This is a genomic window from Bacteroides xylanisolvens XB1A, from assembly GCF_000210075.1.
In the GTDB taxonomy this organism is placed as follows: Bacteria; Bacteroidota; Bacteroidia; order Bacteroidales; family Bacteroidaceae; genus Bacteroides; species Bacteroides xylanisolvens.
The window spans coordinates 5,623,435-5,629,942 of sequence record NC_021017.1 but is presented as its reverse complement, the minus strand read 5'-3'; the positions used below and the strand labels follow the sequence as shown (position 1 = coordinate 5,629,942).

Sequence of the window (6,508 nt, the reverse complement as noted above, 5' to 3'; positions counted from 1 at the left end):
CTGTACTGTACTGGATTTAGTTGACAACTTCGTTTGTTATACCTAAGTTAGTTAACTCAATATATTTTAAAACCTAAATAAGTTTACTTGTCCCTTTGTAATTCCTTAATAAGTTGTCATATTAAAGATGTTGCAAACATATGTATCTTTTCTTATAAATGCAAGACTTCGGGCTGTAAACTTCATTAAACAACAAAAACTCTTCGCTCGGGGATCGCCCTCGCGGCAAGGGGCGGGAGCACCCGTCCCGACGAGCGGGACTTCAACTACCTTTTTCCGCGTACTTACGAATATGTTCCATCGGTGTTTTCATTTGTATACCTTGATGGGGTCGAACATAATTGTATGCATATATGGCGTCGCTTATACGTTTATCCAACTGTTCAAAGCTGTCATCTTCGCAGTCAAACAACCACCCATTCTTGATCGTGTTATTCATCCGTTCAGCCAGGGCATTATGTAGCGGATCTCCACACTGCGTCATACTAATATTGATATGATGTTTCTTGAGCATATCCACATACAGGTTTGAGCAGTATTGCACTCCCCGGTCAGAATGGTGTATGAGACTACTCAAATCAACATTGTATCTGTTGTAAAAGTCTATAGCCATCCTCAGTGCCTTTAAGGGACCTTCCGCTTCAAGTGTTTTGCACAGGGCATATCCAACTATCGCCCGACTGCCCGCATCGGTAAGAAGAGACAGGTAAGCCCATCCCTGGTACGTGGCAACATAGGTTATGTCCGCTACAACCATTGAACCGAATGTGTCAGCTACAAATTTAGGAGTAACATTTAGCAAGTCCGGATAAATGTAATAATTATGATTAGAATTTGTTGTCTTTGGTCTCACATGTCTGACACGTTGACACAGGCCATTAGCACGAAAAATATTATAGCATTGATCACGCCCAATGACCATCCTGACACCAAACTTGCGGAGACAGCATGCATAGAGTTCACGTATACCAGCCTTAGGCATAAGTTTACGTAACTCATTACAATACAACACAATGCTTGATGTGAGGATGTCTATTTCCTTTTTTCTGTTGACATGCTTATAATAACCTTGTCTGGTTATGCCGAAGTAATCACAGAGGAACTGTAGCCTACCGCGCATATGACGGGCAGAGTTCCCCTGTGACAAGGTATCGATTACTTGGCATCGGAGTTTTTTCGAACCTTGATGTGATAGGTTGACTCAGCAAGATTTATTAATTCCTCACAAGCTTCATGACGAAGACTTTCCTCCTGAAGAGCACGCTGAAGTTTGCGATTTTCGGCACGCAATGCAGCGAGTTCTTTCTCCAGTTCATTGAGAGACTCAGCAGAGTATTTGTTGAAAGAGGGGTGGTCTGTACTCATAACTTTATCATTTATATGATACTTATCAAGCCAAAGAATCAGCAGACGACGGCAAATACCGGTACGTTTGGCAAACTGATACTTCGTTTCCGAAGTAGATAAATACTCACGAATATAAGACATTCGTTCGGATTCTGTGTAAGGAGTGTACTTCTTTTTTAATTCTTTCATGGGAATTTCGCATTTAAGAAGTGTCAACTTATTTAGTACACTACACTTCCTTTTTAGGCTAGCAAAGGTATATGCATGAAGGGAATTGACTAAACTTAATCCCCCAAGAATTACAACTGAGCCGGAAAAACTTTAGCACTTGAATGATATTCTACCAACAAAAAGAAAACCCTCATAAGTACTTAACTTACAAGGGTTTCTTTGGGGGTGGCAGATGGGACTCGAACCCACGACATTCAGAACCACAATCTGACGCTCTAACCAACTGAACTACAGCCACCATGTCTGCGTTTCTCTAACGCGGTGCAAAGATAGATATTATCTTTTAATCTCCAAAAGATTTCACTACTTTTTTTGTAAAAAGTATATTCTTTTATTCCCTGATTGTGCTTGTTGAAAAGGGTTCGAGCATCATTTGTGAAGATCTTCAGAGAGTTACGTGCTTGTAAAGGAATTGAATCAGCAGGTAGGTTGACGGGGAGTAATTGATGATTTTTTTTTCCGGACTGAATGGGGCGGGCTGTCCAGACTAAACTATACTCGCAATTATTGAGACGGACTGTGCTGTCTTTTACTAATTCCATTCTTACCATCAGTCCACCATCGGTGCGGCGGGCGGACATATTGGAAATATAATTTCCCAGTGAATAGACTACGAGATGTTTGTCGTTTGTCACGCTGTCTGTACGAACTTCGATGGGTTGAACTACGTGAGGATGGGAGCCGATGACATGATTTACTCCTTTTTGAATCAGCCAGTCAGCAAGGAATTTCTGCTCTTTGTCCGGGAGCGACTGGTATTCGATTCCCCAATGCATACAAGCTATGATTGCGTCCGGTTTCATTGCTTTGCTCTCTTCAATATCTTTGGCGATAACTGTTGTATCAATATAATTCACGATATTGGGAGGAGTAACGGGGATACCGTTTGTGCCATACGTATAGTTGAGCAGGGCGATGCGGAACCCGTTCTTTTCCAATAAAAGAGGATATTTCTTGTCGCGTTCTTCGGTGTTGATATACGTGCCTGCATGTGGAATTTTCAACGAGTCGATAAGTTGAATGGTACGCTCCAGTCCGGATTTGCCACGGTCGAGACTATGATTGTTGGCAGTTACTAAAACATTGAAACCTGCGTCATGAATTGCGGTCAGAAATTCGTCCGGTGCGCTGAAAGCAGGATAACCTTTGTAGGGTTTGCCTCCTAACGTAACTTCCAGATTGGCGATAGCGAGATCGGCTCTCCCTATTTCTTCTTTAACGTACGTAAAACAGGTGGAGTAATCATAGCCGGTTGAGGTTCGTGCAGCGTTGATTTGTCCTTGATGCTGCATGAGGTCACCTACGAAAAGGAGTCGTAGGGTATCAGTGGGGGAAATACTGTCGGTTGCGGAAAGGCTGTCCGACAGGGTATCGATGATAGAATCTCTCTTTGCCTGCGACCGGGAGGTGCAGGACAAAGAGAGAAGTAAAATCATCAGAAACAAGCTATGTTTCATTGATAAATGGCTTTCTTGCCAGCTAAGAGTGTATTTTTCATTAACGATACAATCGTCATCGGTCCAACACCGCCCGGTACGGGAGTGATAAAGGAACATTTTGGGGCAACTTCGTCAAACTTCACGTCACCAGTCAGTTTGAAGCCTGATTTCTTGGTTGCATCCGGCACACGCGTAGTACCTACATCGATAACTACCGCACCTTCTTTCACCATTTCGGCTTTTACAAAGTTGGGTTGTCCCAGGGCAGCGATGATAATATCAGCTTCCTGACATTCTTTTATCAGGTCTTTGCTGCGGCTGTGGCATACCGTCACCGTGGCATCGCCCGGATAGGCTTTCTGCATCATCAGGGCAGCCATCGGTTTGCCGACGATATTGCTACGTCCGAGTACAACACATTTTTTGCCGGAAGTCTCTATTTCGTAACGTTTCAACAATTCGAGGATACCGTTGGGAGTAGCGGATACATAGCACGGAAGTCCGATGGACATACGGCCTACGTTGATCGGGTGGAAGCCGTCTACATCTTTACGGTAATCAATCGTTTCGATTACTTTCTGTTCGGAGATATGTTTAGGTAAGGGAAGTTGTACGATAAAGCCGTCTACATCGTCGTCGTCATTCAGTTCGCGTACTTTGGCAAGCAGTTCTTCTTCGGTCACGTCACTTTCATAACGGATGAGGGAGGACTTGAATCCACATACTTCACAGGCTTTTACTTTGGCAGCTACATACGTTTCGCTACCACCATCGTGTCCAACAAGGATAGCCGCCAGATGCGGGCGTTTTCCGCCACGAGCCACAATTTCGGCTACTTCGGCTGCAATCTCTTGTTTCACTTGTTCGGAAATGGCTTTTCCGTCTATCAGAGTCATATTTTCAGAGTATTTATTGGTGATGGGCAAAAGTAAAATAAATAACTGAACTCTCCAAAAGGATTGGAATTTTTGTCAGGAGATGAGCAGTATATTATCAGTTTGTTAGTGGAGAAACTACTTTCTACCGTAGGCTTCCGGATACAAAAAAAGAGGAAGTCGAAACTTCCTCTTTTTTGTTATAATCAGTTTGGATCTATTGAATGATTATCTTTTCATTTTAGGCATCATCTTGCCCATCTTGCTGCTAGTTACCATCTTCATCATTTTGCGAGTCTGGTCGAACTGTTTCAGCAGGCGGTTTACTTCCTGAATAGTCGTTCCGCTACCTTTTGCGATACGTGTACGACGTGATCCGTTCAGTATTTCCGGGTTGGAACGTTCTGCCGGAGTCATGGAATAGATGATAGCTTCGATGCTTTTGAAAGCATTGTCGTCAATATCAATATCTTTGATTGCCTTTCCTACTCCCGGAATCATGGAGGCAAGGTCTTTCAGATTACCCATTTTCTTGATTTGTGCAATCTGGCTAAGGAAGTCATTGAAGTCGAATTGGTTCTTGGCAATTTTCTTCTGTAAACGTTTAGCCTCTTCTTCATCATATTGTTCCTGTGCACGTTCTACCAATGAAACGATGTCACCCATACCGAGAATACGGTCGGCCATACGGGCAGGGTGGAATTGGTCGATTGCTTCCAGCTTTTCACCTGTACCAACAAATTTGATCGGTTTGTTCACTACCGAACGGATAGAAAGAGCCGCACCACCGCGGGTATCACCATCAAGTTTGGTCAGTACCACACCGTTGAAGTCCAGACGTTCGTTGAATTCTTTAGCCGTGTTTACAGCATCCTGACCGGTCATGGAGTCTACCACGAACAGAATTTCGTTCGGGTTGATTGCTTCTTTGATAGCGGCGATCTCGTTCATCATCTGTTCGTCTACTGCCAGACGTCCGGCTGTATCGACGATAACGAGGTCATATCCTTTGGCTTTAGCTTCCTGAATAGCGTGTTGTGCGATTTCTACCGGATTCTTGCTGTCCAGTTCGCAGTACATCGGTACTTCGATTTGTTCTGCCAATACGCGCAACTGTTCGATAGCTGCCGGACGGTAAACGTCACAAGCAACCAGTAATGGCTTACGGTTTTTCTTGGTTTTCAGCATCCGTGCCAACTTACCGGAGAAGGTGGTCTTACCCGAACCTTGCAAACCTGACATCAGGATGACTGCCGGACGGGCGTCGATATTGATCTCGGCTGTCTCTCCACCCATCAACTGTGTAAGTTCATCATGTACGATCTTCACCATCAACTGGCTTGGCTTCACAGCCGTAAGCACGTTCTGGCCAAGAGCTTTTTCTTTCACTGTATCCGTGAAATTCTTTGCCACCTTGTAGTTTACGTCGGCGTCGAGAAGTGCTTTACGTACGTCTTTCAGCGTCTCCGCCACGTTGATTTCGGTGATTTTGCCTTCACCTTTCAGAATCTTGAATGACCGTTCTAGTCTTTCACTTAAATTATCGAACATAGTTATTTAATTACGAATTACTAATTACAATTTACTTGGGCGAAAGAGGGACTTTTCCGTCTACTCTTTATTTGAGCTTGCAAATGTACAAAAATCTCTTGTATTTATATCTTTTTATTCTGCCATTTTGCTTTTTTGAGATAAATATAACTTGTTATCAACAGCAAGCTATAATACACAATCTCAATCGTAAAGCAAATTTCGATCGGTGCTTTCAGCCACATTCCGATGAAAATGATGTATGATCCGTAGATGATAATTGTAATCGTTTCGAGCAACAGGGCTGCCTGTGTATTTCCTGTTCCGGAGATACCGTTGAACACTACATTGGCTACGGATGCGATAAGCATGGCGCAACAAATTACATATACCGAAGGTACGGACTCCGTAATGAGCGCAGCTTCACTGGTGTAGATAGAGAGCAGGAACTGCGGAAACAGTGCCGATACCGCTACTAACCCCAGCATGATGAAAAAGGAGAAACGCGCAATTTTATTAATGAGCGGCATCACGTGCTGGATGCCTCCTGCACCAATAGCATTGCTGACAAGACTGTTGGTAGTCGTAGCCAGTGCGTTGACCGGAATCAACAATACGACATAAATACTTCGGACGATATTGGCAATTGCCAGTTCCCGTTGTCCCAACCGTTCTACGGCTACGAAGAAAACAAACCAGGTAGCCATCGACAGGAAATATTGCAGCATGGTGAAGCAGGAGATACTAAGAATCCGCATCAGTAATGCTGGGTCGAATGTGCGCAGGCGGTTCATACCGTATTTCTTTAAATCGACCGTGGCATACGTATAGATGACGAAAAAGAGAATGGAGGAGGCTTCTGCCAGTACGGAAGCAATAGCAGCCCCTTTGATACCCATTTCCGGCAAACCGAACTTTCCGAAGATTAATGCATAGTCCAGTACGACATTGGTTAATGCCATGACAATAGCATTGATGGTTAGCACTTTAGTGCGTGTAATGCCGATGTACAATGCCCGGAACATGACATTGATAAAAGAGAAAAAGAATCCGTAAATACGCCAGTCCAGAAACTCCATTGTTCGG

At 43.8% G+C, this 6,508-nt stretch carries 5 protein-coding genes, 1 tRNA gene and 1 pseudogene; all 7 read right to left on the bottom strand.

Going from position 1 to position 6,508, the window contains the following annotated elements; genetic code table 11:
• Positions 1-262: 262 nt before the first annotated feature.
• Entirely contained in the window at positions 263-1,120 is an 858-nt protein-coding gene (locus BXY_RS22155) for an IS3 family transposase (protein WP_015533000.1), read from the bottom strand.
• A gap of 35 nt (positions 1,121-1,155) precedes the next feature.
• A complete protein-coding gene (locus tag BXY_RS22150) occupies positions 1,156-1,536 on the bottom strand; it encodes a hypothetical protein (protein WP_015532999.1) in 381 nt (126 codons plus the stop codon).
• Between the two features lie 202 nt (positions 1,537-1,738).
• A tRNA-His gene (locus BXY_RS22145) sits at positions 1,739-1,817 on the bottom strand.
• Positions 1,818-1,886: 69 nt separating this feature from the next.
• Positions 1,887-3,035 (bottom strand): annotated as a pseudogene (locus BXY_RS22140) (CapA family protein); the annotation flags it as partial.
• The gene (gene folD / locus BXY_RS22135; RefSeq protein WP_015532998.1) at positions 3,032-3,913 is read right to left on the bottom strand and encodes a bifunctional methylenetetrahydrofolate dehydrogenase/methenyltetrahydrofolate cyclohydrolase FolD; all 882 of its coding nucleotides are present in this window, start codon (positions 3,911-3,913) and stop codon (positions 3,032-3,034) included. The gene folD and the pseudogene BXY_RS22140, both read right to left, overlap by 4 nt.
• A gap of 207 nt (positions 3,914-4,120) precedes the next feature.
• Positions 4,121-5,443, bottom strand: a complete 1,323-nt coding sequence (gene ffh / locus BXY_RS22130; protein WP_004312925.1) for a signal recognition particle protein — start codon at positions 5,441-5,443, stop codon at positions 4,121-4,123.
• A 104-nt stretch (positions 5,444-5,547) separates the two neighbouring features.
• The coding region (locus BXY_RS22125; protein WP_208946892.1) for an MATE family efflux transporter at positions 5,548-6,508 on the bottom strand (961 nt) is incomplete at its 5' end.

Bases quoted from the DNA above. Each gene is read 5' to 3' on its own strand.
- BXY_RS22155 (WP_015533000.1), bottom strand. From the start codon at position 1,120: ATGCGCGGTAGGCTACAGTTCCTCTGTGATTACTTCGGCATAACCAGA.
- BXY_RS22150 (WP_015532999.1), bottom strand. From the start codon at position 1,536: ATGAAAGAATTAAAAAAGAAGTACACTCCTTACACAGAATCCGAACGA.
- folD (WP_015532998.1), bottom strand. From the start codon at position 3,913: ATGACTCTGATAGACGGAAAAGCCATTTCCGAACAAGTGAAACAAGAG.
- ffh (WP_004312925.1), bottom strand. From the start codon at position 5,443: ATGTTCGATAATTTAAGTGAAAGACTAGAACGGTCATTCAAGATTCTG.